23 protein-coding genes and 2 pseudogenes are annotated in these 24996 nt (G+C 71.6%); 13 read left to right on the forward strand and 12 right to left on the reverse strand.

Annotation, left to right across the window (positions count from 1 at the left end; all coding sequences use genetic code 11):
- Window positions 1-34: 34 nt before the first annotated feature.
- On the reverse strand, window positions 35-844 hold the full coding sequence (locus E4U91_RS02135; protein ID WP_137304939.1) for a maleylpyruvate isomerase family mycothiol-dependent enzyme: 810 nt from the start codon (window positions 842-844) through the stop codon (window positions 35-37).
- Between the two features lie 219 nt (window positions 845-1063).
- Between E4U91_RS02135 and E4U91_RS02140 the strand changes: the two genes are divergently transcribed.
- Window positions 1064-1339: a DUF3253 domain-containing protein gene (locus tag E4U91_RS02140; protein WP_266813986.1), complete on the forward strand. Its 276-nt coding sequence runs from the start codon at window positions 1064-1066 to the stop codon at window positions 1337-1339.
- Between the two features lie 185 nt (window positions 1340-1524).
- Window positions 1525-1761: a hypothetical protein gene (locus E4U91_RS02145; RefSeq protein WP_137304941.1), complete on the forward strand. Its 237-nt coding sequence runs from the start codon at window positions 1525-1527 to the stop codon at window positions 1759-1761.
- 104 nt (window positions 1762-1865) lie between these two features.
- Here E4U91_RS02145 and E4U91_RS02150 read toward each other — a convergent pair whose 3' ends face one another.
- Window positions 1866-2060 (reverse strand): antitoxin, encoded by a 195-nt coding sequence (locus tag E4U91_RS02150; RefSeq protein WP_137304942.1) that lies wholly within the window; start codon window positions 2058-2060, stop codon window positions 1866-1868.
- Window positions 2061-2183: 123 nt separating this feature from the next.
- Between E4U91_RS02150 and E4U91_RS02155 the strand changes: the two genes are divergently transcribed.
- The gene (locus tag E4U91_RS02155; RefSeq protein WP_137304943.1) at window positions 2184-2717 is read left to right on the forward strand and encodes a GNAT family N-acetyltransferase; all 534 of its coding nucleotides are present in this window, start codon (window positions 2184-2186) and stop codon (window positions 2715-2717) included.
- 117 nt (window positions 2718-2834) lie between these two features.
- Here the strand turns inward: E4U91_RS02155 and E4U91_RS02160 are convergent, their stop codons facing one another.
- Window positions 2835-4778: a sigma-70 family RNA polymerase sigma factor gene (locus tag E4U91_RS02160; protein ID WP_137304944.1), complete on the reverse strand. Its 1944-nt coding sequence runs from the start codon at window positions 4776-4778 to the stop codon at window positions 2835-2837.
- 188 nt (window positions 4779-4966) lie between these two features.
- Here E4U91_RS02160 and E4U91_RS02165 point away from each other — a divergent pair, with 188 nt between their 5' ends.
- On the forward strand, window positions 4967-6037 hold the full coding sequence (locus tag E4U91_RS02165) for a thaumatin family protein (protein ID WP_137304945.1): 1071 nt from the start codon (window positions 4967-4969) through the stop codon (window positions 6035-6037).
- A 65-nt stretch (window positions 6038-6102) separates the two neighbouring features.
- Window positions 6103-7054: pseudogene (locus E4U91_RS02170) on the forward strand (ADP-ribosylglycohydrolase family protein).
- A 50-nt stretch (window positions 7055-7104) separates the two neighbouring features.
- On the opposite strand, the gene E4U91_RS02175 reads toward E4U91_RS02170, so the two are convergent.
- On the reverse strand, window positions 7105-7947 hold the full coding sequence (locus E4U91_RS02175; protein ID WP_137304946.1) for an alpha/beta fold hydrolase: 843 nt from the start codon (window positions 7945-7947) through the stop codon (window positions 7105-7107).
- Window positions 7948-8008: 61 nt separating this feature from the next.
- Here E4U91_RS02175 and E4U91_RS02180 point away from each other — a divergent pair, with 61 nt between their 5' ends.
- Window positions 8009-8485, forward strand: coding sequence for a MarR family winged helix-turn-helix transcriptional regulator (locus E4U91_RS02180; RefSeq protein WP_404767351.1), 477 nt, complete (start codon window positions 8009-8011; stop codon window positions 8483-8485).
- A gap of 108 nt (window positions 8486-8593) precedes the next feature.
- Here the strand turns inward: E4U91_RS02180 and E4U91_RS02185 are convergent, their stop codons facing one another.
- Window positions 8594-10306 carry an MFS transporter gene (locus tag E4U91_RS02185; protein ID WP_137304947.1) on the reverse strand — a complete coding sequence of 571 codons (1713 nt, stop codon included), beginning with the start codon at window positions 10304-10306 and terminating at the stop codon, window positions 8594-8596.
- 200 nt (window positions 10307-10506) lie between these two features.
- Here E4U91_RS02185 and E4U91_RS02190 point away from each other — a divergent pair, with 200 nt between their 5' ends.
- The 3 genes from E4U91_RS02190 to E4U91_RS02200 all read left to right on the forward strand — a co-directional run bounded on the left by E4U91_RS02190 (window position 10507) and on the right by E4U91_RS02200 (window position 13477).
- Window positions 10507-11295 carry a TetR/AcrR family transcriptional regulator gene (locus E4U91_RS02190; protein WP_137304948.1) on the forward strand — a complete coding sequence of 263 codons (789 nt, stop codon included), beginning with the start codon at window positions 10507-10509 and terminating at the stop codon, window positions 11293-11295.
- 209 nt (window positions 11296-11504) lie between these two features.
- Window positions 11505-12455, forward strand: coding sequence for a WD40 repeat domain-containing protein (locus E4U91_RS02195; RefSeq protein WP_241678479.1), 951 nt, complete (start codon window positions 11505-11507; stop codon window positions 12453-12455).
- Between the two features lie 176 nt (window positions 12456-12631).
- Entirely contained in the window at window positions 12632-13477 is an 846-nt protein-coding gene (locus tag E4U91_RS02200) for an NlpC/P60 family protein (RefSeq protein ID WP_241678480.1), read from the forward strand.
- Window positions 13478-14483: 1006 nt separating this feature from the next.
- Here E4U91_RS02200 and E4U91_RS02210 read toward each other — a convergent pair.
- Window positions 14484-15257, reverse strand: coding sequence for a DUF5995 family protein (locus E4U91_RS02210; protein WP_137304951.1), 774 nt, complete (start codon window positions 15255-15257; stop codon window positions 14484-14486).
- 292 nt (window positions 15258-15549) lie between these two features.
- On the opposite strand from E4U91_RS02210, the gene E4U91_RS02215 reads away from it, so the two are divergent.
- A complete protein-coding gene (locus E4U91_RS02215) occupies window positions 15550-16251 on the forward strand; it encodes a 2-phosphosulfolactate phosphatase (RefSeq protein ID WP_137304952.1) in 702 nt (233 codons plus the stop codon).
- A 55-nt stretch (window positions 16252-16306) separates the two neighbouring features.
- Here E4U91_RS02215 and E4U91_RS02220 read toward each other — a convergent pair whose 3' ends face one another.
- Together E4U91_RS02220 and E4U91_RS02225 are read right to left on the reverse strand one after the other, a co-directional pair.
- Window positions 16307-17512, reverse strand: coding sequence for a PP2C family protein-serine/threonine phosphatase (locus E4U91_RS02220; protein WP_241678481.1), 1206 nt, complete (start codon window positions 17510-17512; stop codon window positions 16307-16309).
- Window positions 17513-17872: 360 nt separating this feature from the next.
- Window positions 17873-18679, reverse strand: a pseudogene (locus E4U91_RS02225) (NAD-dependent epimerase/dehydratase family protein); the annotation flags it as partial.
- Between the two features lie 135 nt (window positions 18680-18814).
- Between E4U91_RS02225 and manD the strand changes: the two are divergent.
- Window positions 18815-20056 (forward strand): D-mannonate dehydratase ManD, encoded by a 1242-nt coding sequence (gene manD, locus E4U91_RS02230; RefSeq protein ID WP_137304953.1) that lies wholly within the window; start codon window positions 18815-18817, stop codon window positions 20054-20056.
- A 26-nt stretch (window positions 20057-20082) separates the two neighbouring features.
- Here the strand turns inward: manD and E4U91_RS02235 are convergent, their stop codons facing one another.
- Entirely contained in the window at window positions 20083-20331 is a 249-nt protein-coding gene (locus tag E4U91_RS02235; RefSeq protein WP_137304954.1) for a hypothetical protein, read from the reverse strand.
- A gap of 218 nt (window positions 20332-20549) precedes the next feature.
- On the opposite strand from E4U91_RS02235, the gene E4U91_RS02240 reads away from it, so the two are divergent.
- Both E4U91_RS02240 and E4U91_RS02245 read left to right on the forward strand, forming a co-directional pair.
- Complete coding sequence (locus E4U91_RS02240) at window positions 20550-21725, forward strand: serine hydrolase domain-containing protein (RefSeq protein WP_137304955.1); 1176 nt, start codon at window positions 20550-20552, stop codon at window positions 21723-21725.
- Window positions 21726-21770: 45 nt separating this feature from the next.
- Window positions 21771-22352 (forward strand): DUF488 domain-containing protein, encoded by a 582-nt coding sequence (locus E4U91_RS02245; protein WP_137304956.1) that lies wholly within the window; start codon window positions 21771-21773, stop codon window positions 22350-22352.
- A 90-nt stretch (window positions 22353-22442) separates the two neighbouring features.
- On the opposite strand, the gene E4U91_RS02250 is transcribed toward E4U91_RS02245, so the two are convergent.
- From E4U91_RS02250 to rpmG, 3 genes are all read right to left on the reverse strand, one after another.
- Window positions 22443-24251 (reverse strand): RecQ family ATP-dependent DNA helicase, encoded by a 1809-nt coding sequence (locus tag E4U91_RS02250; protein WP_137304957.1) that lies wholly within the window; start codon window positions 24249-24251, stop codon window positions 22443-22445.
- 198 nt (window positions 24252-24449) lie between these two features.
- Entirely contained in the window at window positions 24450-24572 is a 123-nt protein-coding gene (ykgO, locus tag E4U91_RS02255; RefSeq protein WP_067228404.1) for a type B 50S ribosomal protein L36, read from the reverse strand.
- A gap of 77 nt (window positions 24573-24649) precedes the next feature.
- Window positions 24650-24814: a 50S ribosomal protein L33 gene (rpmG, locus tag E4U91_RS02260; RefSeq protein ID WP_067228403.1), complete on the reverse strand. Its 165-nt coding sequence runs from the start codon at window positions 24812-24814 to the stop codon at window positions 24650-24652.
- Window positions 24815-24996: the final 182 nt, after the last annotated feature.

Below are 24996 nucleotides of genomic sequence, written 5' to 3' on the forward strand. Positions count from 1 at the left end.
GTCCGATTCCCGGGAGGCCTCACAGCGGTCCAATTCAGAACGCCGTGTGCGCGAACCAGCGGTCCAGGAGCCCGGTGTCCCCCGACACCTCGAAGGCCGGCTCCCGGTAGGAACGGCGGCCGTAGAGCAGCAGCAGGAGGTCCGCGGCCGGAGCCCGAACGGCCGCGGAGTCCGCCGCCCCGGGGCCGCTCCCGCCACCCGCCACCGGTCGGAAGCCGTCCGGCTCCAGCCGCACCCGCCACTCCTCGCCGGCCGCGCCACCGGCGCCCGTGCACCCGAACGCGAGGACTTCGCCGTCGCCGCGCAGTTCGGTCACCCCCGGCGCGAAGAGCCCCGCGTACGGCAGGTTCACCAGGAACTCGTCGACGCCGTCCGCGGCCAGCTCCGGGTCGACATCGGCGTCGCGGCCGACGGCACGCTCCGCGTCCACCCGGTGCACCAGCGTCTCGAACAGCATCCTCCGGGCCCAGAACCGCGCGTGCGGGTCGGCGCCCCAGGTCCACATCGCCGCGCCGGGATCGGTGTCCCGCAGCACGGCCGCCACAGCGGGCACGCCCGCCGTCAGCCAGTCGGCGTAGGCCCGCACGTCCTCGGGAAGCCCCAGCTCGACGTCCCGGTCGCGGGGAACCTCCTGCACCCGCCGGGACAGCAGGACGCAGAACCAGCGTTGCAGCGCCCCCACGTGCCGGGTGAGATCGGCCAGGGTCCAGCCGGGGCAGGACGGCACGGCGCCGACCGGGTCGGCATCCCGCACCGCGTCGGCGAACCGGAGGGTCTCCCGCCCGATCGCCTCGCGGTAGGTGTCGTACGGCAGGGGGTGCCCCGCCTGGTCCGTCGTCGTCATCTGCAGCCGCCGTTCGTGCCGTGCGCTCGATTTCGCGATCAGTGTGGCGGCTGGAGCGCGCTCGAAGGTGAATCGGCCCGGGGTGCAGTGGGCGGACGGCCCCGAGTGCGATCACTGCGGCGGTCCGCGTCTCGTGCAGTGTCGGGGCACTCGTGCAGCGTCGGGGCAGTCGTCATGGTCAGGGAGAGCGCAGCTGAGGACCGTGTCACACTGGGCGGCGTGGCAGAGTCGGACCGGCATCTCGACCAGCGACTGGAGCAGACCATCATGAGCCTGCTGGAGCGCCGCGCCGCCACGGCTTCCATCTGCCCGTCCGACGCCGCGCGCTCGGCCTACGAAGGGGACGACGACGGCTGGCGCGACCTCATGGAACCGGTGCGCCGGGCGGCCTGGCGCCTGGTGGAGGCCGGCGAGGTCGAGGTGACCCAGGCCGGGCGGCCCGCCGTGAAGGGCGAGACACGGGGACCGATCCGCATTCGTCGGGCCCGCCGGTAGCCAGGGCGTCGGCCGCGACGGGCCGTCCACGGCCACCGGGACAACGGCGCCGGTGCGCCTCCGAGTTGTACCGGTCAATTCAGGGAAGTGGACCATGTGTCGTCGGCCTGGACAGCCAGGCCGGCGCTCCAGGCGAGGACACATGAGGGCGCGCCCCCGCCCCGAGCACAGACAGGAGGCCGTCAGTGACCGCCGTTCCCGAGGGCCGCGACTGGACCCGTATGCAGCGCGCCGACTTCGACGACTGCGCGCCGCTCGACCTGGTCGACGAGGAGGACGCGGCCCTGTGCCGGCCCGTGCCCGCTGTGCCCGACGCGTGCGGGACCCAGGCGCTGTTCGGCAAGGCCCCGGAGCCGCCGCGTCCCCGCCGCACCCACTCACCGTCCCCCGCTCCGACCGAGGTCACCGACCCCCTGTTCTGAAGCCCGGGGCCCTGCCCTGCCCGTGCTCTGCCCGTCGCTCCGCGTCCGGAACACGACAGGGCCCCGGCGATCGACGCCGGGGCCCGGTTCCGGGTGCCGCGAGATCAGCGGTCCGTCGCCTCGCCGCCGCTGTAGGAACGGTGCGCGGCGTCGGCGGCCTTGTCGGTCTGCGCGTCGTACTTGTTTCCCGTACGCTCGTCGACCATCCGCTCGACACTGTCGACACCCTTGTCGGCCTGGTCCGGATGGGCCTTCGCCATCTCCTTGGCCTTGTTCGCCATGTCTCCCAGCTTGCCCATGAGGTACCTCCCGGAGCTGTGCGTGTGTCGTACCCGGCGGGGAGTACCCGCCTCGTCCGGTTCGATGCGTGCATGGCGCATCCGCCGTCATGCCGGGATGAAGCGCACTGAGACACTACGGCCATGGATGCTGGTGGGATACGGAGCGTTACGCGACCGGACACGGCGCTGCCTGCCCGAACCGCGTCGTCGCACGCTGCGGCCTGGGCTCTGCGTCCTGCGGTGGCAGCGGACATCGAGACGATCGCCGAATTGCGGGCCACGGTCATGCGTGCGGACCTGGAACGCCTCGGGCGTTACGACGACCAGCGGGTACGGCAGCGGCTGCGGGACTCCTTCTCCCCGCGGTACACGTCGATCATCATGCTCGGCCGTGAACTCGCAGGATGCGTCACCGTCCGGCCCGCCGAAGGCAGGCAGTGGCTGGAGCACTTCTACCTTGCTCCGCACTGTCAGGGGCGCGGGCTCGGATCCGCTGTCTTGCGCACGGTGCTGGAGCGAACGGACGCCCAGGGCGTGACCGTGGGCTTGAACGTCTTGCGGGGCAGTGGTGCCCGTCGGCTCTACGAGCGCCACGGATTCGTCGTGGAGGCCCAGGACGCGATCGACGTCTTCATGATGCGCCCACCGGGGGCGATGGCGGATACGAAAGCCTGACCTGCGACGGAGCGAAGGCCCGCCCCAGCGCTGCTCCGGGGTGCGCGGCTACCGCGTCACCCGGGGCGTCAGCCCGGGGGCCGGTGCCGGCGCAACCGCCGTACCGGCCCCCTCGGTTCAGCGCGCCGCCTGGAACGCTCGGCCGGCCGCCGTGGCCGTCGTACCGTCCGTGAACAGCCCACTGCTCGGCTTCGACGGGTCCGCACCCAGCCCGAACCACGCGTAGCGATGCACGTAGGGCAAGCTGTCCAGCATCTTGGTGGACGCCGTGACGAACGCCGCCTGCTGCGCGGCGGAGGGGAACCGCGTCCCCTGCGAGAAGTCGATCAGCGCGTACTCGGTCAGCCAGATCGGCTTGTGATAGCGCGCGTACACCGACGCCAGGTACGACTTCAGCTGCTCGACCGCTTGCGGGGTGCGGAAGTCACCGCCGTACCAGTGCAGCGTGATGAAGTCGACCCGGTAACCCTTGTCCGCCGCCCCGGCCATGAACCGGTCGAGCCAGCCGCCCGGTGTTGCCGCGCCCGTCGCGACCGCGGGGCTGCCCAGGATCTTCCCGGCCGCCATCAACTTCGGCCACAGCTGGAGCGCTTGGTCGACCGACATGTTCGACTGCTGCGCGAAGTCGGGCTCGTTGAAACCCAGCAGGTACGGCCCCGCGGCCCGGGCCTGTGCCAGCGCCGCGTCGGTGACGGACGCGGCACCCCAGATCATCGGCACGAACGAGGCCGACTTCGCGGACGTCACGCCCTGGTGCTGGGTGTTCCAGGTGTAGTACCAGCTCGCCCCGCTCGCGGCGAGCGCCTGGTTCACCCCGTTGAACGTCCACACCCCGACACCCTTCTTCACGCCGGACGCGACCTGCACGGGGGGCGCGGAGTGCCGCTCAGCACTCCCCTTCACCGACGCCTTGGCCGACGGTGAAGGGGACTTACTGGGACTGGAAGTGGAACGGGGACTGGCGCTCGGACTCGGGCTCGGCGGGGCGCTCGACGAAGTGACGGCCATCGGCGTGGGCGGCGGAACCGTCGCCGCGGCCGGCGCGGACGGCCCCGCCGTCAGCCGGGTGGCGACCAGCGCGGTCACCGCGACGGCCGCGACCGCCGCCGAGCCGACGACGACGGCCTGCTTGCCCGCCACCCTCCTGCCCGTCCGCGCATGCCGCCGGTGCCCCCGCCCGGCCGCCCGGTCTCCACCGCTCCCCGGGCCGGAAGACCCCTCGGACCCCGAGGACGACGGGGTCGTCGCCGTCCGGACATGGGCGAGCACCCGCGCTGGATCAAGACTGGCCGGCACGGCCACCAGCGGCAGCCCGCCCAGCAGCCGTTCCATCGACAGCAGCCCCCGCTCCAGGCCCGCGCACACCCCACAGCCGCGCAGATGACGGGCGAACCGCTTGCGCCACAGGGGGCTCGGCGTGCCGTCCCACGGCGCGGCGATCTGGTCCAGCTCCGTACAGCGCGGCTCGGCGCCCAGCGCCCGCACCACGCCCCGTGATATCTCCATCTGCTTCTTCATCCGCTGCACCCGTACCGCCGTGTGCCGGTCGGACAGCCCCAGCGCACCGGAGAGGTCGGCGCGCTCCAGCTCGCCGGTCTCCTCCAGCCACCACAGGGACAGCAGCTCCTGGTCCTCCGCATCGAGCCAGCGCGTCGCCTCGGCGACCTCACGGCGCTGCTCGGTCAGTCCCAGCCGCAGGATGGTCAGCCCGGCGAAGTCGAGGGCGGGATCGGTGATCGTCTCCGCGTCGTCCAGCTGCGCCCTGCGGTCCCGGTCCGTGGCCCGCGCCTGCTCCCGGTTCCGTACCTGCCGGATCGTGATCGCCACCAGCCAGGACCGGAACGCGGACGGATCCCGCAGCTTCGGCAGCCCGCGCACCATGCGCAACAGCGTCTCCTGTACGACGTCGTCGACGTCGGCATGACCGTTCAGGGCGCGGCCGACGATGTTGTAGACCAACGGCAGGCAACGGCCCACCAGTTCCTCCAGGGCCCGTCCGTCACCCGCGCGGGCGGCCGTGACCAAGCCGGGATCAGGCCCGCTCCGATGGTTCTCGATCATGTGGGTGTGTTCCTCCATGCAGGGATCGGCTGTCGGAACGGAGACCGCCCGAGGGGCACGGGGACAACAGAAAACGGTGGATCGACGTCAAGAACCGCTTCCTGCCCCGCACTTCCTGTTGTACGGACCCCGTCCGCGAGGTCTCCGTGAGGAAGGCACGCATCCGGCGACCCGAGGAAGGCACAAGAATGGCACGAGGACGCAGGAGACACGGCGCGCACCCACCGCGAGGCCGGCGCTGGTGGCACGCCGCAGCGGCAGCCCTCGTCGCGGCCGCGGCCGTACTGATCGTCCACAACGCCTGGACGCCGTCCGGGAGTGACGGCGTCGGCACCACGCACGGCGACCGGGTCACCGAGGCGCTGCCGTCCGGATCACGGGCCGCCGTCCCGCCCACTCCGTCGGCCTCACCGGGCCGCAGCACCAAGCCCTCCGCATCACCGTCGGCGAAGGCGAACACACAGCGGAAGCCGAAGGCATCGGACGAGGCATCGGACGAGGCGTCGGCGAAGGCCACCAGGCGACCGGCCACCGGCTCCGGCACCTCGGACCTGGCCCAGCCGCAGCCGACCGCCGCCCCCGCCGGCAAACGCCTGATCACCGTCGTCAACAAGACCCGCAAGACGGTCTGGGCCGTCGTCACCAACACCGCCGTCTACCCGGCCGGCCGCAAGCTGGCCCCCGGCCGGAGCATGTCGGTGACCGTGGCGAACGACTGGGCCGGCCGTATCTGGGGCCGCACCGGCTGCGCCACCACGGCCGCGAGCACGTGCGCCTCCGGCGACTGCACCAGCGTCTGCTCCGGCGGCAACCCGCCCACCACACTCGGCGAGTTCACCTTCGCCGCCTTCGACGACATGGACTTCTACGACGTCAGCATGGTCGACGGCTCGAACCTGCCGATGTACATCAACGTCTCCCACACCACGACCGTCGACCCGGTCAGCTCCTCCGGCTGCTACCAGGGCCGCTGCACCACGGAGGTCACCTGCCCCAAGGCGATGCAGACCCTCCTGAACGGCCAGGAGATCGGCTGCAAGCCCCCGTGCGCGGCGTTCGGCGGCGACACCTACTGCTGCCGGGGCGCCTGGGCGGGCCGCGAGCACTGCGTCCCCGCGAAGTGGCCGGTCGACTACACCCAGGTCTTCGAACGGGCCGCGCCCTACGCCTATTCGTACGCCTTCGACGACGCGGCCACCATGTCCTGCGCACACGAGTGCTACTACCGGGTGACCTTCGGCACCACGAACGACACCTGACGCCCGCACCGGCTGCGGACGGGGTCGTTGCCTTCGATGTGCGGTCAGAGCACTAGCCTGCGCGGATGAAGCGGATGCAGCGGGCCGCCGGCGCGGTAGTCGGCTCAGCGGTGGGTGACGCCTTGGGTGGCCCCTTCGAGTTCGGTCCTCAAGGAGCGTTCTCCGCGCGGTTCCCCGCGCCCGGTGCCGGTGGCGAGATGTGCGGAGGCGGTGGCTGGGACCCCGGCGAGGCCACTGACGACACGCAGATGGCCGTCCTGGTCGCGGAGTCGCTGCTGGAGCGGGGGGCACTGGACCTGCCGGACATCTTCGCCCGCTTCCAGCGGTGGGCAGCGTCAGAGCCCAAGGACATCGGTCTGCAGACCGAAGACGTCCTGACCAACGGCATGCCCTGGGACCTCGCCGCCGCGCTCCATTTCCAGGTCAACCGACGAGCGGCCGGAAACGGCTCCTTGATGCGTGCGTCGACCTCCGCAGTCCACTTCGCGGCCGAAGGCCAAGAAGCCACCATGGACGCCGCGCGCCGCATCGCCGCTCTCACCCACGGTGACCGCGCGGCGTGGGAAGGAACGGCGATCTTCCACGAACTCATCCGCGTCACCTTCGAGGACACCGACCCCCTCTCCGTGCTCCCGGACATCCTGGCCCTCGTCCACCCCGACCACCGCGGCCGCTACGCCGCCGTCCTCGCTCCCGACTGGCACCCCGATCAGGCAACCGAGTTCAACGGTGCCGTCTGGCCCTGCCTGGGCTCCGCCGTCTGGGCCCTGCGCACCACCACCGGCTTCGAAGACGCGCTACGCGCCGCGATCGACCTCGGCGGTGACACGGACACCGTCGCCGCGGTCACCGGAGGCCTCGCCGGGGCGTACTACGGCCTGGACGCGATCCCCCGCCCGCTGGACCCAGCCGCTCCACGTCCCCCTCCCCGGATTCGACGGGCGGGTACTGCACCTGACGGATCTGCTCCACCTGGCACACCGCCTCACAGGGTGGCCGTCGCCCGTGGCGGAGTAACCAGGAGTCAGGGCCGGCATCCGAAGCGCACCAAGGCACTGAAGGGGTCCTCAGGAACGGGCGGGCAGTTCCTGGTCCAGGCTGTGGAGGAAGTCGGTGAGGATCCGGAGGTATTCCTCGGGGCGTTCGAGGTTGGGGAAGTGCGCGGCGTCATCGATCAGGGCCGTGCGGCCTCGAGGGGCCGTGCGGGCGATGGAGTCGGCCATGGCCCGGAGCTCGGGTACGTCCTGTGCGCCGTTGAGGGCGAGGACGGGGACGGCGATCCGGCCGGCCCGGGCGCCGAGATCCCGGGCCGGGATGTGGTGATCGGCTTCGTCGGGAGTGTGCTTGCTGATGGTTCGCTGGCGCATCTCGCGAAGGTGGGTGTAGATCTCGGGCCGGACGGCCTCCCGCGGCCGCCCGGGCCCGTGTGCCCAGGCGTCGCTCGCGCGGTGCCACGCCTCGATGTCGCCGGCAGCCAGAGCCTGCAACTGCGCGGCGTAGACCTGCTTGGACCACGGCTCGGTGAGTACGCGTTCGTCCGTGCCGCCCCCGGAGACGACCAGGGCCCGGACCACATCGGGGTGTTCCAGCGCGGCTTCGACGGCGATCATCGCGCCCATGGAGACGCCGACGAGGACGGCGGGTCCGACGTCCAGGTGGTGGAGCAGCTCGGCGAGGTCGTCCGCCTGGCGGAACGGGCGGCTCGCGTTCGCGGACCGGCCGTGACCGCGGGCGTCGGGCGCGATGACGCGGAACTCCTGCGCGAGGACCGGTATGTGCTCGTCCCACATGGTGTGGTCGACGAACCCCGCGTGCAGCAGCACGACGGGGATGCCTGGGCCGCCGCTGTCGCGGTAGGCGAGGTCGCCGTCGGTGGACGCGAAGAAGCGGAGATCGGAAGCTCTTCTCATGACAACCAGGTTGTCATGAGAGAGGGAGGTTGACAACTCGATTGTCATTTATCATCGGTGTGTGAATGATGAAGCACGCCCGCTGCCTCCCGACGAGGCGGGTCCGCGACTGATGGAGGTCTTCGCCCTGGTGGGACCGCTCTACCGGCGGGTCCAGCGCAAGATCGAGCAGGACGCCCCGCGGCAGGGGCTGTCGGTGGGCGTACGCGCGGTGCTCGATCTGCTGCGGGAGCACGGACCGATGACGGTCCCCCAAATGGGCCGGGCGCAGTCGATCAGCCGTCAGTTCGTCCAGCGGATGGTCAACGACGCCGCGGCGGACGGTCTGGTGGAGGCCGTACCGAACCCCGCGCATGCTCGATCCTCGCTGATCCGCCTGACCGACGCCGGCCGCACAGCGATCGAAGCCGTCGTCGCCCGGGAACACGCGCTGCTGCGCGAGGCCGCGGACGTCCTCACCACAGCGGACGTGGACACCTGCGTCCGGGTGCTCAGCCGGATGCTCGCCCTCTTCGACGATCCCGAAGACAACAGCTGACTCGGTCAATCACTTCGGCACCACGGCGACGGCCGGGCACCCTCGAAGAGAGGTGCCCGGCCGTCGCGTTCGCCGGTGCAGCCGATGGTTCGGGCGCCGGTCGGCGGGTCAGTGTCCGCCCGGCTCCTCAGGGCGCGCCTGGCGCGGCAGGAGGAAGGAGAGGAGGAAGGTCAGCGCGAGCAGGGCGTCGACGATCCACAGCACCGTCTTCATGACCGATCCGAAGCCGCCCTTGAAGGCCGAGGTCGCGGTGGCCTCCAGGGCCGCGGGTATGCGGGCACCGGCCTCGGGCGAGGTCACCGCGGACCGCGTGTCCTTCTCCAGGCGCGCGCACGACGCCGGGTTGGTGGCGGGGTCCTTGGCCACGGCGCGGTCCGAGGCGCACGCGCGCAGGTCCGCCACGACGCGGTCCTGAGCCGCGGGCGCGACGTGGGCGGCGGCCAGTTGTTCACGCAGACCGTCCGAGCGGTGGTCGACGGCGGTGGCGATCCCGCCGCCCAGCAGGCCGAAGAAGACGGTGCCGAGGATGGCCACGCCGAAGGCTCCCCCGAGCTGCTGCATCGCGGTCATCGTGCCGGACGCCGAACCCGTCTCGTGCTGCTCGACACTGGCCAGCACGATGTCGAAGAACGGAGCCATGAGCAGGCCCATGCCGATGCCGGTGACGAGCAGGGACGGCAGGAGCTGCCAGGGGCCGACGCCGCTGCCCACCAGGTCGAGGGTCAGCCACACCCCGAACACGCCGGCCGCCATGATGACGGTGCCCGCCTGGAGGACGGCACGTCCGAACCGCGCGACACCCTGCGCGATCCCGAACCCGACGATCATGCCGCCGGACCAGGGCACCATGACCAGGCCCGCCTTGAGCGGCGAATACCCGAGACCGATCTGGGTGTAGAGGTTGAAGACCAGCATGAAGCCCTGCATGGTCGAGAAGAAGACCAGGCCCAGGACCATGCCGCCGCTGAACCCGCGCTTGCGGAACAGGCTCGGGACGACCAGCGGGTCGAGACCGGCGCTGCTGCGCCGCGACTCGTACCTGGCGAAGACCGCGAAGACGACGATCGAGGCGCCCATCATCACGAACGTCCACGCGGGCCAGTCGTATTCGCGGCCCTGGACCAGCGGGAAGATGATGAGCAGCGCGGCGAGCGAGACCAGGAGCATGCCGGGAATGTCGAGGCGGGGCTTGGCCTCCGAGCGACTGCGGGGCAGGTAGCGCACCGCCCCGAGGAAGGCCGCGGCCCCCAGCGGCAGGTTGATCAGGAAGATCATCCGCCAGCCGGTGCCGAAGTAGTCGGCGTCCACGAGCCAGCCCGCCAGGATCGGCCCGCACACCGCGGACAGTCCCATGACCGGGCCGAACAGGCCGAAGGCCTTCTGCGACTCCTTGGGCGGGAACATCTCCTTGATCATGCCGAGACCCTGGGGCAGCATCACCGCGCCGAACAGGCCCTGCACGACGCGGGCGCCTATCAGCATCTCGGGCGACACGGACACCGCGCACAGCAGTGAGCCCACGGTGAAGCCGGCGGCGCCCACCAGGAACATCGTGCGGCGTCCGTGAATGTCCCCGAGCCGCCCTCCGGTGACGAGCCCGACGGCCATCGAGAGCGTGTACGCGGCGGCGAGCCACTGGAGGGTGGAGGCCCCGCCGCCCAGGTCGGCGCGCATGGACGGGCCGGCGATGTTCGTGACGACGGCGTCGAGGAGGTCCATCACCTCCGCCGCGAGGATCACGAAGAGCGCGGCCCAGCGCCACCGGTAGGGCGCGGGCGAGTCGGTGGGCGTCTCCGCGGACGCGACACCGGTGGTGGTCATGGGAACTCCTCGCAGGAAAAGGCGGACAGCTCGGTGAACGCTGTTCACCGTAGCAGAACAGTGCTCAGTCAGAGAACGGTGTTCATCAAGATATAGCGCGACCTTGTCGAGCGGTACAAGATATATCGCGTACCGGCGGGGCACTTGAGCTCGCCGACCGGCGGAGAACACTGTTCTCCCGGAGTGCCTAGACTGGCCGCATGACAGACGCGGTAGCCGACAGCCCAGCAACCCCACCGCCGTCTCCGTGGGAGCGGGAGCGCCCTGCCCGTGCCCACACCGCTCCGGCGCGCACACCGCTGTCCCGCGACCGCGTCGTCGAAGCGGCCTTCACCGTGCTGGACCGGCAGGGACTCGACGGACTGTCGATGCGTCAGGTGGCCGCCGAACTGGACGTCACCGTCTCCGCCCTCTACGCCCACGTCAGCTCCAAGGACGACCTCCTGGAGCTGATGTACACCCGCCTCTTCGACGGCTTCCGGATGCCCGAGGCGGACCCGGACCGCTGGCAGGAGCAGCTGCTGGAGTTCGCGCGGGCCAGCAGACAGCGCCTGCTGTCCCACCGCGACATGGCCCGGATCTCCATGGCCCACGTCCCCTTCACCGCCGAACTGCTCCCGCACGTCGAGGGGCTGCTCGCCATCTTCCGCACGGCCGGCCTGCCCGACCGCATCGCCGCGGAGGCGGGCGACCTCATCTCCACGTACATCGACGGGTTCGTCCTGGAGGAGGGGATGTGGCGGGACCGCGCCGCCCAGCAGGGCGCCGCCTCCTCCCCGAGCCGCCCCGACTGGCGCGAGATGGCCGGCGAGATGCAGAACTACTTCGCCTCCCTGCCCGAGGCCGACTTCCCGCACCTGCGCGCCCTGTCCGGATTGATGGTGACGGACTCCTCCGACGAGCGGTTCGACATCGGCCTGCAGATCATCCTGCGCGGCCTGGCGAGCTACCTGCCGGACCGGACGGACCGCGCGACCCCGGACGACTGACCGTCCGCGCCCCCCGGTCGGGGCCGCCCGAACGCCGAGCGGCCCTCGTGCCAGGGGCGTGGCCGTCGGCACGGGCGGCTCCCTCCCCCGTCGCCACCTGCCTGCTGCGGCGCGCTGCTCACCGCGCCCCCTCACTGGTAGCCGGTTGACCGCCGATGCGGAACATCCCTACTCACCCGCGGTTTCCCGGCGGCGGTCCGTTCACGGAGGTGTCGCAGGCCGCGTACAGCCCGGACGACGAACTCCTGGCCACCGCGGACGTGGACCACACCGTACGGCTGTGGGACGTGGCCCGGCACCGCATCGTGGCGACGTTCACGGGCCACCGCGAGAGCGTGTTCTCGGTGGCCTTCGCACCGGACGGCCGCACCCTCGCCTCGGCGGGCTGGGACGGCACGGTCCGGCTGCGGCCCTCGCGCCGCCCGCTCGACACCCTCACCGGCCACACCGGAGACGTCTTCTCGGTGGCCTTCGCGCCGGACGGCCGCACCCTCGCGTCCGCGGGTGCCGACCGCACGGTCCGCCTGTGGGACGTGGCGACCCACCGTCAGCTCGCCGTCCTGGCCGGGCACACGGACTACGCCAACGATGTCGCGTTCAGCCCGGACGGCCGCACCCTGGCCAGCGCGGGCGACGATCTGACGGCACGGCTGTGGGACGCCGCCGGCCACCGCCTCCTCGCCACCCTCACCGGTCACACCGGAGCAGTACGCGGCGTCGCCTTCAGCCCCGACGGGGCGACCCTCGCGAGCAGCGGCAACGACGGCACGGTCCGCCTGTGGAACGTCCGCCACCGCCGCCCGGAGGCAGCCCTGACCGGCCACACCGGCTCGGTCCGCGGCATCGCCTTCTCACCGGACGGCAGGCTCCTCGCGAGCAGCGGCAGCGACCGTACGGTACGGCTGTGGGACGTGCCCCGGCGGCGGCCCTGGGCCACGCTCACCAGGCACACGAACGCGGTGTGGGGGGGTACGTTCGCCCCCGACGGGCGGACGGTCGCCAGCAGCAGGAACGACGGCACCGTACGGCTGTGGGACCTGGACGTCCGCGCCCGGCTCGACCGGATCTGCCGGCTGCGCAGGGCGGTGGGTCCGCAGGAGCTCGAGGCGTTGATGCCGGGGCTGCCCGTCACCCTCTCCACCGCGTGTGTGCGGCCCTGACGGACACGGCCGAACCCGCTGCCGGCAGGGGGTTTCCCGTTGCCTTTTCGCAGGGGGGCGACGCCGGGTGCTCGACCGGTCGCGGCCCGGTCGGCAGGCTGAGGCACGACCATCAGCGCATCACGGAAAACGGGGGTCCCGGCATGCTCCGGCGGACCGGAATCATCGGCACACTCATGGGGCTACTGGCCCTTCTCCTCTGGACGCCCGCGGCAGTCGCCGCGCCCGCGGCGCCCGCAGCGTTCACCAGGTCAGCCGCTTCGGCGGCAAGCGGCTGCGGGGTCCTCGCGCCCGGCGCCTCCGCGGCCGCCGAGCGCGCGATCGCTGCGGCCTGCGCCCAGGTCGACGCGGGCACCTGGTACACGTGGGGCGGCGGACACGGCGCCCAGCCCGGCGCCACCTACGGTCAGGTCGACCCCACCGACCCAGCCAGCGAACACGACCCCGAGCGGCTCGGCTTCGACTGCTCAGGACTGGTCCGGTACGCCTACGCTCAGGCCGCCGGCTCCGACATCCTCAACGGCGACGCCAGCCGGCAGTACTACACGGTCCGCGCCGCCGCCCGCTTCACCGCCGCCCAGGGCACCGCGCCGCTGCTCCCCGGTGACCTGCTGGCCTACGGGACGTCGGCGGATCTGCACCACATCGCCATCTACCTCGGCGCGGGCAAGATGGTCGAGGCGAAACAGTCCGGTACGCACCTGATGGTCAGTGACGTCCGCCTGGGCGACGACTACTTCGGAGCCGTCCACGTCAACACCGGCGCCGTCACCGAACACGTCTTCGAGACCTGGGGCACCGGCGTCTGGACGAAGCAGGCGCCCTCCGTCGCAGCCGGACGCGTCTACGCCTTCCCCGGCCCCACGACCATCCGGGTCGAGTGCCAGAAGCACGCGGAGGTCGTCACCTCTGACGGCTACACCAACGACGCCTGGGCCTACCTGCCCGGCGACAAGGCCTGGATGACGAACATCTACATCCAGGGCCCGTCCTGGCTGGACGGCGTCCCCACCTGCCCCTGAACCACCCTCACCCTCGCCCTCGCCCACCGGAGCTCCCCTCACGCGCCGATCTGCTGACGCGTGAGGGGAGCCCGGCCGTGCGTCATTCCTACGACCACGCCTCCGTGTCGTCGGACATCAGGTGCAACACCTCCGCGGACTGGCGGACGAGGAGTTCCCGACACGTCGGGCGTCGGACGTCACCTTGAACATGCAGCCCGACGCGCTCTCGCGTCACCTCAACAGCAAGGAGCACTCCCCCAGTGCGATTTGGATGCCTGAGAGGAGCCGTGTCGACCACGTTTTGCCCCTTCCATAGGCCGGAAGTCCCCTGGGGACCGGGCTATGAACCCACGCCTTCGGAGGTCATAAAGGCGAAACGCCGCTTCTGGCGCGACGCTCCAACTCCGCGGAACAAGTACGTCGAGAGTGCCGCCAACTCCAGATGGCGTGAAGCACTAGAGCCATAGCAACAGCACCCGCGATGAACCGGATTACATTCCAAGTGATTCCTACAACCGCACGCTGCCCTTCCGCCTCTGCAGTCAATTGCATGGAGGTCTCGAAAATTGCGACGAACGGAACGATCAGTCGGAATGAGAGACCGCCAAGACTAGGAATAATAGCCAGGTTGCCCAAGATCCCAACGGGTGCCCCAAGGGCGAAAGCCGCCACTCCCCAGGCGAGCATACTCGAGTAATTCACCTCGCCGGTGGCGCCAGATTCCAGTCCAGCCGAGCTGGTGGGGCTCAGGTCCTTGAATACGTAGTACGCGACCACACCGATAGCCAACCCCAAAGAGGACAGCAATGCAGCCCGAGCTTTAGATCGGGCGCAATAACCAACCAAGAACGCGTAACAGACCCATGCCCACCCATCGGATAAAACAACATTCAGTGAGACGCAAACGGGATTGTCCCACTTTTCAGTGATCGGACCCGCTAGTCCAATCAGAGCACCGATCCCGAGGGAGACTGTGAGCGGCGCAACACGAGTGCGCGAGAAGTGTGTGATGTCTTCTTCCCTGCTACGGGACGGAGGGGCCGGCCATGGCGTGGTCCAAATGAGTGATGACAGCCGGTACGTCATCGCTCTCGGTGCTGCGGATCAGCTCCAGGGCCGGACGGACAAGACCGCTCGGCCGGGCCACCAAGCGTGCAAGCACGGCGGCGCGGACGTCGAGCCGGTCGATGGTCGCCTCGCGTTCCTCCTCGGTCTGGCCGGCCAGCAAGACGGCGTTGTACCAGGCCTCCTGGCGCGACTGGCGGATGCTGAAGTCGAGGATCTGTTCGTCGGTGCGGGCTCCGACCCGGTCCAGCAGGGACAGCAGCGGAGAGAGAGCGCCGACCGAGTCCTGCACGGCCAGCACCACCCGGCCGAGGATGTCGTTGATCAGCAGTAAGTCGCGTCGCAGGCTGTGGATGGCCCCGCCCGGGCTGGTCCGGGCGGCTGCGACGGACAGGTCGAGGTTGATGTGCGCGTTCACGCCGAGCAGCAGGTGCTGGACGATGACGGTGTCGGCGTTCTCCAGCAGTCCGAACCCCTCACGCCAGCAACGCGGGCCGGTCCTGTTGCGATGCCAGGCGTCATGCGCGTCGAAGTAGCGGTTGCCGAAGGCCGTGTCAAAGCGGTTCATGCGGGCGCCGTCGTCAAACAGCCCGCTGTGGATCGCCGTGCGGACCTCGACGGTCACTTGGCGGTAGAGCGCGGCGAAGTAGCCGATCCGGTCACCAGCGCGGGTGGCCTCCCGCACGATCCCGGCAAGTCCGTCCACGACCTCGTCGATGTTCTGTGCCTTCATGCCCAACTCCCGTTCAATGGAAGCGTGTTAGCGAACAAGGCGCCGACTGCAGACCCGTCCTACCACTGCACGAGCACGGCGGGAAGCGGTAGCCGCTCGGCCACAGGACGGGCAGGTCGCGTCCTTCGGCGAACACCGCGCGCCGGCCGCCGCTATGACCCAATTGAGCAGGCGTCTCGATGCGGACTGCTCTTGCGACGCAGGCAGCTGGAAGTACTGCGCTCCGATCCCGTCGACGTGATGCGTGTCACCGACTGGGTGCGTCGGCTCGAGCGTGGGCGATCATGACCGGATGGATGCTCGTTTCCTTGGCATCGCGGAGCTGGTCGAAGCTCCGTCCGTGGCAGTCGTCGTCGACGTCATGCGTGCTTTCACGGTGGCCGCCTGGGCCTTTGCCCAGGGCGCGGAAAAGATCGTTCTTGCTGAATCGCTGGATGAAGCTCTGGCGCTCAAGGCCCGCCACCTGGGTTCGGTGGCGCTCAAAGACGGTCCGCCCGCGCCCGGGTTCGACCTCGTCAACTCGCCAGGCCTCCTGCGGGCTGTTGACCTTGGCGGACGGACTGTCGTGCAGAAGACCACGGCAGGGACGGTCGGCGCCCTCGCGGTCAAGGAAGCGTCGCTGGTGCTGTGCGCAAGCTTCGTGGTCGCGGAGGCAACGGCTCGGCTCCTGCGGACACGCGACTGTGACAGCGCCACGTTCGTGGTCACCGGCGAGGATGGGCACGCCGATGAAGACCTGGCGTGTGCTCAGTACATCGCCCGGAGGGCCGCCGGGGCCGGGACGGATGCGACTGAGTTCCTCCGTCGCGCCGGCGAGTCGCGCGCCGCTGCCGAGCTGGCGGAGGGTGTGCGTCAAGGGGTCCATCCTGATGACGTCGCACTCTGTCTTGAGCTCGATCGGTTCCCCTTCGCCATGGTGGCGGCCTTGGAAGACTCGCTCATGGTCCTGCGTCCGTGCACCGGGCCCTCGCTCACCGACGAGGCTTCGGTCTAACTAATGAGGTCCAGTCTCGCCAACCGAGAGGTGGCCACCGCGTCCTAAGAGATGCTCACGCAGCACCCGTGTTCGCGCGGCGGCTTCCGCCCAGCGGGCCGTGCCAGTCCAGGCACAGGACGGTGGCGTCGTCGGCGGGCTGTCGGCCGCCGTAGGCGTCGGAGACCGCGCCGACCATGGTGCGTACGACCTCGCGGGGGTGCTCGGCGGCGGTGTCGTGGAGGAGGGCGCACAGGTCGACCGTCTGCGCTTCGCGTTCCTGCATGCCGTCGGTGTGGAGCAGGAGGCGGTCGCCCGGGCGCAGGTCCAGGTCCTGGACCCGGTAGGCGCCCTGCCAGGCCACGCCGAAGGGCAGGTTCACCTCCAGGCGCAGTTCCTCGACCGTGCCGTCGCGCAGCCGTAGCGGCCACGGGTGGCCCGCGTTGACGAGCTGCGCGCCACGGCCGTCCAGGGCGATGCGCACCAGCTGGCCGGTGGCGAAGGTACGCCGTCCGTGTGCGACGAGGGCCTGGTGGGTCTGGCGGGCCTGTTCGGCGAGGTCGACCCCGGCGCGGCGGGCGCCGCGGGAGGCGTTGACCACAAGGGTGGCCATGAGGGAGGCGTCCACGTCGTGGCCCATGGCGTCGGTGACGGACAGGTGCAGCGTCTGCTGGTCGAGGGAGTAGTCGTAGGTGTCGCCGGCGATGTCGGACGCCGGGACCAGGGCGCCGGCGAGGTCGAACTCGGGCGCCTCGCACGCGGCAGCGGAGGGCAGGAGCTGGCGCTGGATCTCCGCGGCGAGGCTGACCGTGGTGGTGCGGTTGCCCCAGTGGTAGAGGTCGGTGAAACGGCGGTCCGTGACGATGATGTACGCCAGTGCGTGCGCGGCCTCCTCGACCTGCTCCAGCACGTCGTCGGTGACGTCGGTGAGGAACAGCTCCAGCACCCCGATGGCGTCGCCCCGGTTGGTGACGGGGGCGAGGACCCGCAGCCCGCGCTCCGGTCCGTCGTGCGGCGCCTTCAGCAGTTGCTGGGTGCGCAGGACCTCGTCGTAGACGCTGCTGTCGGTCAGAGGGACCTGATCGGCGCCGCGCTCGTCGCTGGTGGCCGCCTTGTCGCTGACCCGCAGCAGGCGCCGGCCGACGACGTCGACGAACAGGAACGACACGTACCGCGCCCCGAAACGCTCGCGCAGGTTGCGCGCCACGATGTCCAGCGAACGCACCGGCGCGGCCTCCTCCGCCGCCGCCAGTACATCCGCCAGACCGATCCGGTCCCGCACTCCGAGCCTCCGAAACTGTGAACGCCGCTTCCACCGGCACGGCAGACATCGCCGTCACGACCGCCTGCCCCACCGCTTGGGCGCGGGGGCGGAAGCGCCGATCGCTTCTGTTTACCCCGGACAAGAGTCGACATCCGTCCCAGCCGCCCGCAGCCGTACGGAAACACTGCACGGTGCGCCCGCAGGAACAGGCCGGCCGTCCCGGCTCCCCCGCCACCGGTTCACCATCCACTCGTCGGCTCGGTCAGCTGTGTGAAGGCGGCGACTGATCATCAGGGCCCTGCCGGTGAGCAGGGCCACCTCCCCCCGGCCGCGATGCCCAGCCGCACCCGGCCGACGGAGGACTGCCCGGTGCAGTGGCTACGATCCGGTGTTCGCCCCGATGCCGTGGGCGAGGAGGCTCTCGGCGGTGTCCTCGATGGTGTCGTCGATGGAGCGCGCTCGCCATCCGAGGAGGGTCTCCGCCGTGCTGCTCGTGGCGTCGAGGTCCCGGCCGAGTTGGTGCTTGAGCAGGCGCAGTTCCGGGTTCACGAGGCTCAGTGCGCGGGCGACCCAGACGGGCAGTTCACGGGTGGGGGCTTTCGCGGCGCGCTCCCCGAGGCGGTCGTGCAGGACGCGCGCGATGTCGATGACGCGCATGCTGTGCCCGGCGATGGCCAGGAAGCGTTCGCCGGAGGCAGCCGGATCGGTCATCGCGCGCAGGTGCAGGTCGGCGACGTCGCGGACGTCGACGAAGCCCATCCCGAAGGGAGGGCAGGCGGGAACCTGCCCTTCAAGCATCCTGCGGACCAGACGCAGGGACGGCGGGTCGTCCGGGCCGAGCAGCGGTCCGAGGACTCCTACGGGGTGGACCGCTGCCAGATCCAGGCCGGCGCCCTCGTCGTGGATGAACTGCCAGGCGGCGCGTTCGGCGAGTGTCTTGGAGCGCTGGTAGGGCGGGATGTCGCTGTCGACGTCGGTCCAGTCCTCCTCGGTGAACGGGGTCGAGCGCGGGGGGTGTCCGATCCCGATGGCGCCGAAGGCGCTGGTCAGGACGACCCGGCGCACACCGGTGTCACGGGCGGCGCGCAGCACTCGCAGGACGCCCTCGCGTGCCGGGACCACCAGGTCGTCGTCGTCGGCCGGCGTGTGCCGCAGGGTGGGCGAGGCGACGTGCAGGACGTGGCCGGTTCCCGGCTCGGCGGGTCAGCGACCGTGGCTGCCGCCGACCAGTCGGTCCCGGCCCGGCTCGCCCGGCGCACCGGCGTCGCGCGAGCGGCCACATACTGAACAGCCGACCACCGGAAAGTGGGGGGATCCACCATGCAGATCGTGTCCGCCGAGGTCGTCGTCACCAGCCCGGGACGGAACTTCGTCACCCTGCGCGTCACCACCGAGGACGGCGTCACCGGCCTCGGCGACGCCACGCTCAACGGCCGTGAGCTGGCCGTGCGTTCCTACCTGGACGACCACGTCGTACCGCTCCTCCTCGGCCGGGACGCCTCCCGCATCGAGGACACCTGGCAGTACCTCTACCGGGGGGCGTACTGGCGGCGCGGCCCCGTCACGATGGCCGCCGTCGCGGCCGTGGACACCGCGCTGTGGGACATCAAGGCGAAGTACGCCGGCATGCCGCTCTACCAGCTCCTCGGCGGCGCCTGCCGGACCGGCGCCCTCGCCTACGGCCACGCCTCCGGCCGCGACGTGCCCGAACTGCTGGACTCCGTGCGCGCCCACCTGGAGCAGGGCTACCGGGCGATCCGCGTGCAGACCGGCATCCCCGGCTTCGACTCGGTGTACGGGGTCGCCTCCTCGGGCGCCGGCGGCGGGGAGCGGTACGACTACGAACCCGCGCGGCGCGCCGTCGGTCCCGTGCCGCGGCCGGCGGTCGAGACGTGGGACACGCGCGCGTACCTGCGGCACCTGCCCTCGGTCTTCGAGGCGGTCCGGGCGGAGTTCGGGCCCGAGCTGCCGCTCCTGCACGACGGGCACCACCGGATGACGCCGATCCAGGCGGCGCGGCTCGGCAAGGAGCTCGAACCGTACGACCTGTTCTGGCTCGAGGACGCCACCCCTGCGGAGGACCAGGCGGCCCTGCGCCTGATCCGCCAGCACACGACGACGCCGCTCGCGATCGGTGAGGTGTTCAACTCCGTGCACGACTACACGACGCTGCTGGGCGAGCGGCTCATCGACTACGTGCGGTCGGCGGTGACGCACGCGGGCGGGGTGACCGCCATGAGGAAGCTGCTCGACCTGGCGGCCGTGTACGGCGTCCGGTCCGGGATGCACGGCCCCACCGACATCTCCCCCGTCGGCATGGCCGCCGCGCTGCACCTGGACCTTGCGGTGCACAACTTCGGCATCCAGGAGTACATGCGGCACTCCGAGCGGACCCTGGAGGTGTTCCGCACCTCGTACCGGTTCGAGGACGGTCTGCTGCACCCGTCCGACACCCCGGGCCTGGGCGTCGAGCTGGACGTGGAGGCGGCCGGGCGGTTCCCGTACCAGCAGGCGTACCTGCCGGTCAGCAGGTTGCGGGACGGTACGGTCCACGACTGGTAGCGCGGATCGGCCGACCGGGCGGGTGGTCAGGCGCCGAGACGCGTCACCGTGCTGTCCAGGCGCGCCGCGACCTCCTCCAGGTCGTGGCGCGAGGGCGCGTCCGTGTCCAGCTGGGCGCGCAGGTCCCGCTGGGTGACGACCTCCAGCGCACCCCGGTGGTCGTCGGTGTCCAGCGCCGCCTCGGGCACGACCGTGACGGCGCTCTCCACCACGACCAGGACCGGACGCTCGGCGTCCGAGGCGAGCAGTTCCTGCACGTGCTCCGGGGTGATCACGTCACTACGTCCTTCCGGTGGGCTGACTCTCGTGGCCCTCCCCGGTTCCCCAGCCCGGCCCCGGTCATGCCCGCGCCGAAGCCGACCGATGAATCGGCGGCGCCGCCACGGTCGTACCCACGACGGACCGCCCCTTCGTCCCCACGACAGACCGCCACGGCACAGCACGCACGGCCCCGTCGTGCACCGCTGTGCCGTCCCGACCGGAAGGCCGCTCCATGGACACCCTGCACGCCACCCTGAACCGGTACGTCGACGACGGGACGGTGCCGGGCGCCGTCGGCCTCGTGGCGCGCGGCGACGACGTCGAGGTGGTGGCGGTCGGCTCGGTCGACACCGACGGCTCCGCGCCGATGGCCAGGGACTCGCTGTTCCGCATCGCCTCCCTCACCAAGCCGGTCACGGCGGCCGCGGTGATGATGCTGGTGGAGGAGGGCACCCTCGCCCTGGACGCCCCGGTCGAACGGTGGCTGCCGGAACTCGCCGAGCCGGTCGTCGTGCGCACCCCGCAGTCACCGGTCGACGACGTCGTCCCCGTGGCCCGCCCGATCACCGTGGAGGACCTGCTGAGCTCCCGCACCGGCTGGGGCTTCCCCGACGACTTCTCGCTCCCGGCCGTGCAGGCCCTGTTCGGGGTGCAGAAGGACGGCCGTGACCTGCGGGACTGGCCCGACCCGGACACCTGGCTGCGGCTGCTCGCCCAGGTGCCCCTGCTGCACCAGCCGGGGGACGCCTGGCTGTACGGCACCTCCTCCGACCTCCAGGGCATCCTCGTCGCCCGGGCCTCGGGGCGGGCGCTGCCCGACTTGCTCGCCGAGCGGATCTTCGCACCGCTGGGCATGACGGACACGGGGTTCGCGGCGTCCACGCGGCAGGGGCACCGCCTCACCTCGTCCTACACCCGCGCCCCGGACGGCACCCTCACCCTCGCGGACGCCCCGGATGGCGCCTGGACCCACGTACCGCGCTTCCACTCGGGCGGCGGGGGCCTGGTCTCCACCGCCGACGACCTGCTGGCATTCGCCCGCATGCTGCTGGCCGGGGGCGAGGGCGACGGACGCCGGCTGCTCGACCCGGCGTCGGTCCGCCGGATGACCACCGATCACCTCACGCCGGAGCAGCGCGGCGCCGCCACCCTCTTCCTGGAGGGCGAGGGCTGGGGCTACGGCGGCCAGGTCGACGTCAGCACCCGCGCACCCTGGAACGTCCCGGGGCGCTACGGCTGGGTGGGCGGGACCGGGACGACGGCGCACCTGGTCCCGGCCACGACCACAAGCGCGACCACGGCTACGGCCATGACCACGATCCTGCTGACGCAGGTGGCCATGGACAGCCCGACGCCGACGCCCATCATGCGGAGCTTCTGGGAGTGCGCGGCGGCCGGTCGGCCCTGAACGCGGCCGCCCGGAGAACGCCGTCCGGTCCACGGCACCCGTACGGTGGGGCGTGTGCGTACCACTTCCCCCGAAGCCCTCCCGCGCCCGGCACTCGAACTGGTCACCGTGGGGCACAGCAGCGCCGATGAGGAGACGCTGGCGGAGCTGCTGCGGACGGCGGGGGTCACGGCCGTCGTCGACGTCCGGACGGCCCCCGGCAGCCGGCGGTACCCGCACCTGGCCCGGGACCGGATGGTCGAGTGGATGCCGCGGGAGCACCTGGCCTACCGGTGGGAGCCGCGCCTCGGCGGGTTCCGCAAGCCGCCTCCGGACTCCCCCGACACGGTCTGGCGCAACGAGTCCTTCCGCGGCTACGCCGCCCACACCCGCGCCCCGGAGTTCGTCGCGGCGATGGACGAGCTGGTGCGGCAGGCCGGGCAGGAGCGCACCGCCGTGATGTGCCGGGAGGCGGTGTGGTGGCGCTGTCACCGCCGGCTGATCGCCGACTTCGCCGTCCTGGCCCACGGCGCCACCGTGCGGCACCTGATGCACGACGGCCGGTTCATGACGCACACCCCGACGCCGGGCGTCCGCCGACGCGAGGACGGCCTGCTGGTGTACGACGTGGAGGACGCCGCCCGGTGAGCCGTACGGCCCGCCGCGCGCACCCGGCCTCCCGCACGGCACCCGGTCAGGCGGCGCCCCTTCCTCCCGGCCCTCCGGCACGGCACCCGGTCAGGCGGCGGACCCTTCCTCCCGGCCCTGTCCCACCACCGCGAGCAGGTCGTCCTTCTCGGCCAGGGCGTCCAGCGAGAGCGTGCGGTAGCCGACCTCCTCGAACAGCACGGTGATGCGGTCGCCCTCCTCGCTCAGCACCGTGCCCGGGCCCCACTCGCCGTGCCGGACCTCCGCCCCGATCGGGTAGGCGCCGACATCGGGGTGCGCCGGGCGCTCGTCGGCCGGGGCGGGGCCGTCCCCGGCCTCCTGCGCCTCGCAGACGTCGCAGGTGCCGCAGGGCGCCTCGTACTCCTCGCCGAAGTAGCCCAGCAGGAAGCGGCGCCGGCAGCCGGTGGTCTCCGCGAAGGCCCTCGCCATGTCCACCCGGGAGCGCTCCATGCGCCGGTGGGCCTCGGCGCGGTCCGTGGCCCGGTGCACGGCGTCGGCCGGGTCGGCCCCGGTGACCGGCCGCACGGTGCCCGCGGCGTCCGTGGCGACGGCTCCGGCCTCCTCCAGGAGGTTCACGGTGGAGGTGACCCGGCCGCGCGTCATCCGGGTCTCCCGGCGCAGGTCCTCCAGCCGGGCGGGCTCGTCGCCGTGGGCGTGCACCGCGTCGACGACCTTGCGCACGGTGTCCGGGCTGGGCCGGCGACCGCTGAAGAACGCCTGCATGCCGGTGTCCTCCGGGCGGTAGTGCAGGACGGCGAGGGCGGGCTTCCCGTCCCGGCCGCAGCGCCCGACCTCCTGGTAGTACGCGTCCAGGGAGCCCGGCAGCGCGGCGTGCAGCACGAACCGCACGTCCTCCTTGTCGATCCCCATCCCGAAGGCCGACGTCGCCACCACCACGTCGGTCTCCCCCGCCAGGAACGCCTCGTGGACGCGACGGCGTTCGGAGGCGCGCATGCCCGCGTGGTACGCCTCCGCGGCGAGCCCGAGCGCGGCCAGCTCCCCGGCGTAGAACTCGCTGTCCTTGCGGGTCGCCGCGTAGACGATGCCGGGCTTCGGCTCGGCGGCGGCACGCTCGACGACGAGCCGGCGCCGCTCGGCGTCCTCCAGGTGACGGCGGACCTCCAGCCGGATGTTGGGCCGGTCGAAGCCGGTGACGAGGACACGCGGGTCGCGCATGCCGAGCCGTTCGACGATGTCCTGCCGCACCGGGGGCGCGGCGGTCGCGGTGAGCGCGAGGACCGGCGGGCCCCCGAGGCGCCGCGCGGCCTGGGCCAGCCGCAGGTAGTCGGGCCGGAAGTCGTGGCCCCAGGAAGAGACGCACTGGGCCTCGTCCACCACGAACAGCGCGGGGTCCACCTCGGCCAGCCGGTCCACCACTTCGTCCTTGGCGAGCTGCTCGGGCGACAGGTACAGGAAGTGCACCTCGCCCTCGCGCACGGCCGTCCAGGCGGCGTCCTCCTCGGCGGCCGTCAGGTCGGAGTTGACGGCGACGGCCGCGGGGCCGCGGTCGCCGTCGGGCAGGCCCGCGATCTGGTCCCGCTGGAGGGCGAGGAGCGGCGAGACGACCACCACCGGGCCGGACAGCAGCAGGCCGGGGACCTGGTACACAGCGGACTTGCCGGACCCGGTGGGCATGACGACCAGGGCGTCCCGGCCCTCCAGCACCCACTCCATGGCCGTGAGCTGCTCGGGACGCAGCTCGTCCCAGCCGAACACCTCGGCGGCGGTCTCCCGCAGCCGCCGGGCACCCTCGCCGTCCCGCGCGCCCTCGCCCGGCACCTGCTCCGGCCGACCGTCCTTCCCCGACCGCCCGGACCGTTCCCCGCCCGCCGTCCGCCCGGACCGCTCCGCGTCCGCTCTCCGCACCCCGCCGCTCATCGCACACTCCTCCAGTCCTCGTGCGGGACCGACCTGGCTCGCGGGCCCGCACAGCTGTCCTGGGTACCCGCGGTCGCCGCGCGCACGCCCGCGCACGGGCGTCCGTGCCGGGGAAGGGAGCCATGTCCTGCCGGAACACACGGCGGCCCGGCACCGCGCGTGCGGTGCCGGGCCGGCTCACTGCGGGGGGAAGGACCGTCAGCCCTGGCGGGCCTTGAACCGCGGGTCCTTCTTGTTGATCACGAACGTCACTCCCCGCCGGCGCACCACCTGGGCACCGGGCTTGTTCTTCAGGGAGCGCAACGACTTGCGCACCTTCATGGCGGCCTCCTCGGGTCGATCGGGCGGGTCCGTTGACGGCGGGCCCGGACTGTGCCCCCGTGCGGGAACTCGGGAGGTCAGCGCTCCTCGCGGAAGAGGACGTGCTCGCCGAGCACCGGGTCGAACTTGCGCAGGACCAGCCGGTCCGGGTCGTTCGACCGGTTCTTGCGGGTCACGTAGGTGACCCCGGTCCCGGCCGACGACTTCAGCTTGACGACGGGTCGCGCGGTGCTGCGTGCCATGAGGTGCTCCTTCCGTCACCATCCGAGTCGAGTGACTCGAACATGTCAGACGTGCGGTACAACAAGGCGACCCGGTGCGGCATTCCCGCGGCTCAGACCCCCTCCCGGGGCCTGACGACGACGGCCCGACCGGGTGCCGGGAGCGGTCGGCGGACCGCCTTGCACAGGGCGCGGCCCGCCGT

The organism is Streptomyces lasalocidi, assembly GCF_005280215.1.
GTDB classification, from domain to species: Bacteria; Actinomycetota; Actinomycetes; order Streptomycetales; family Streptomycetaceae; genus Streptomyces; species Streptomyces longwoodensis.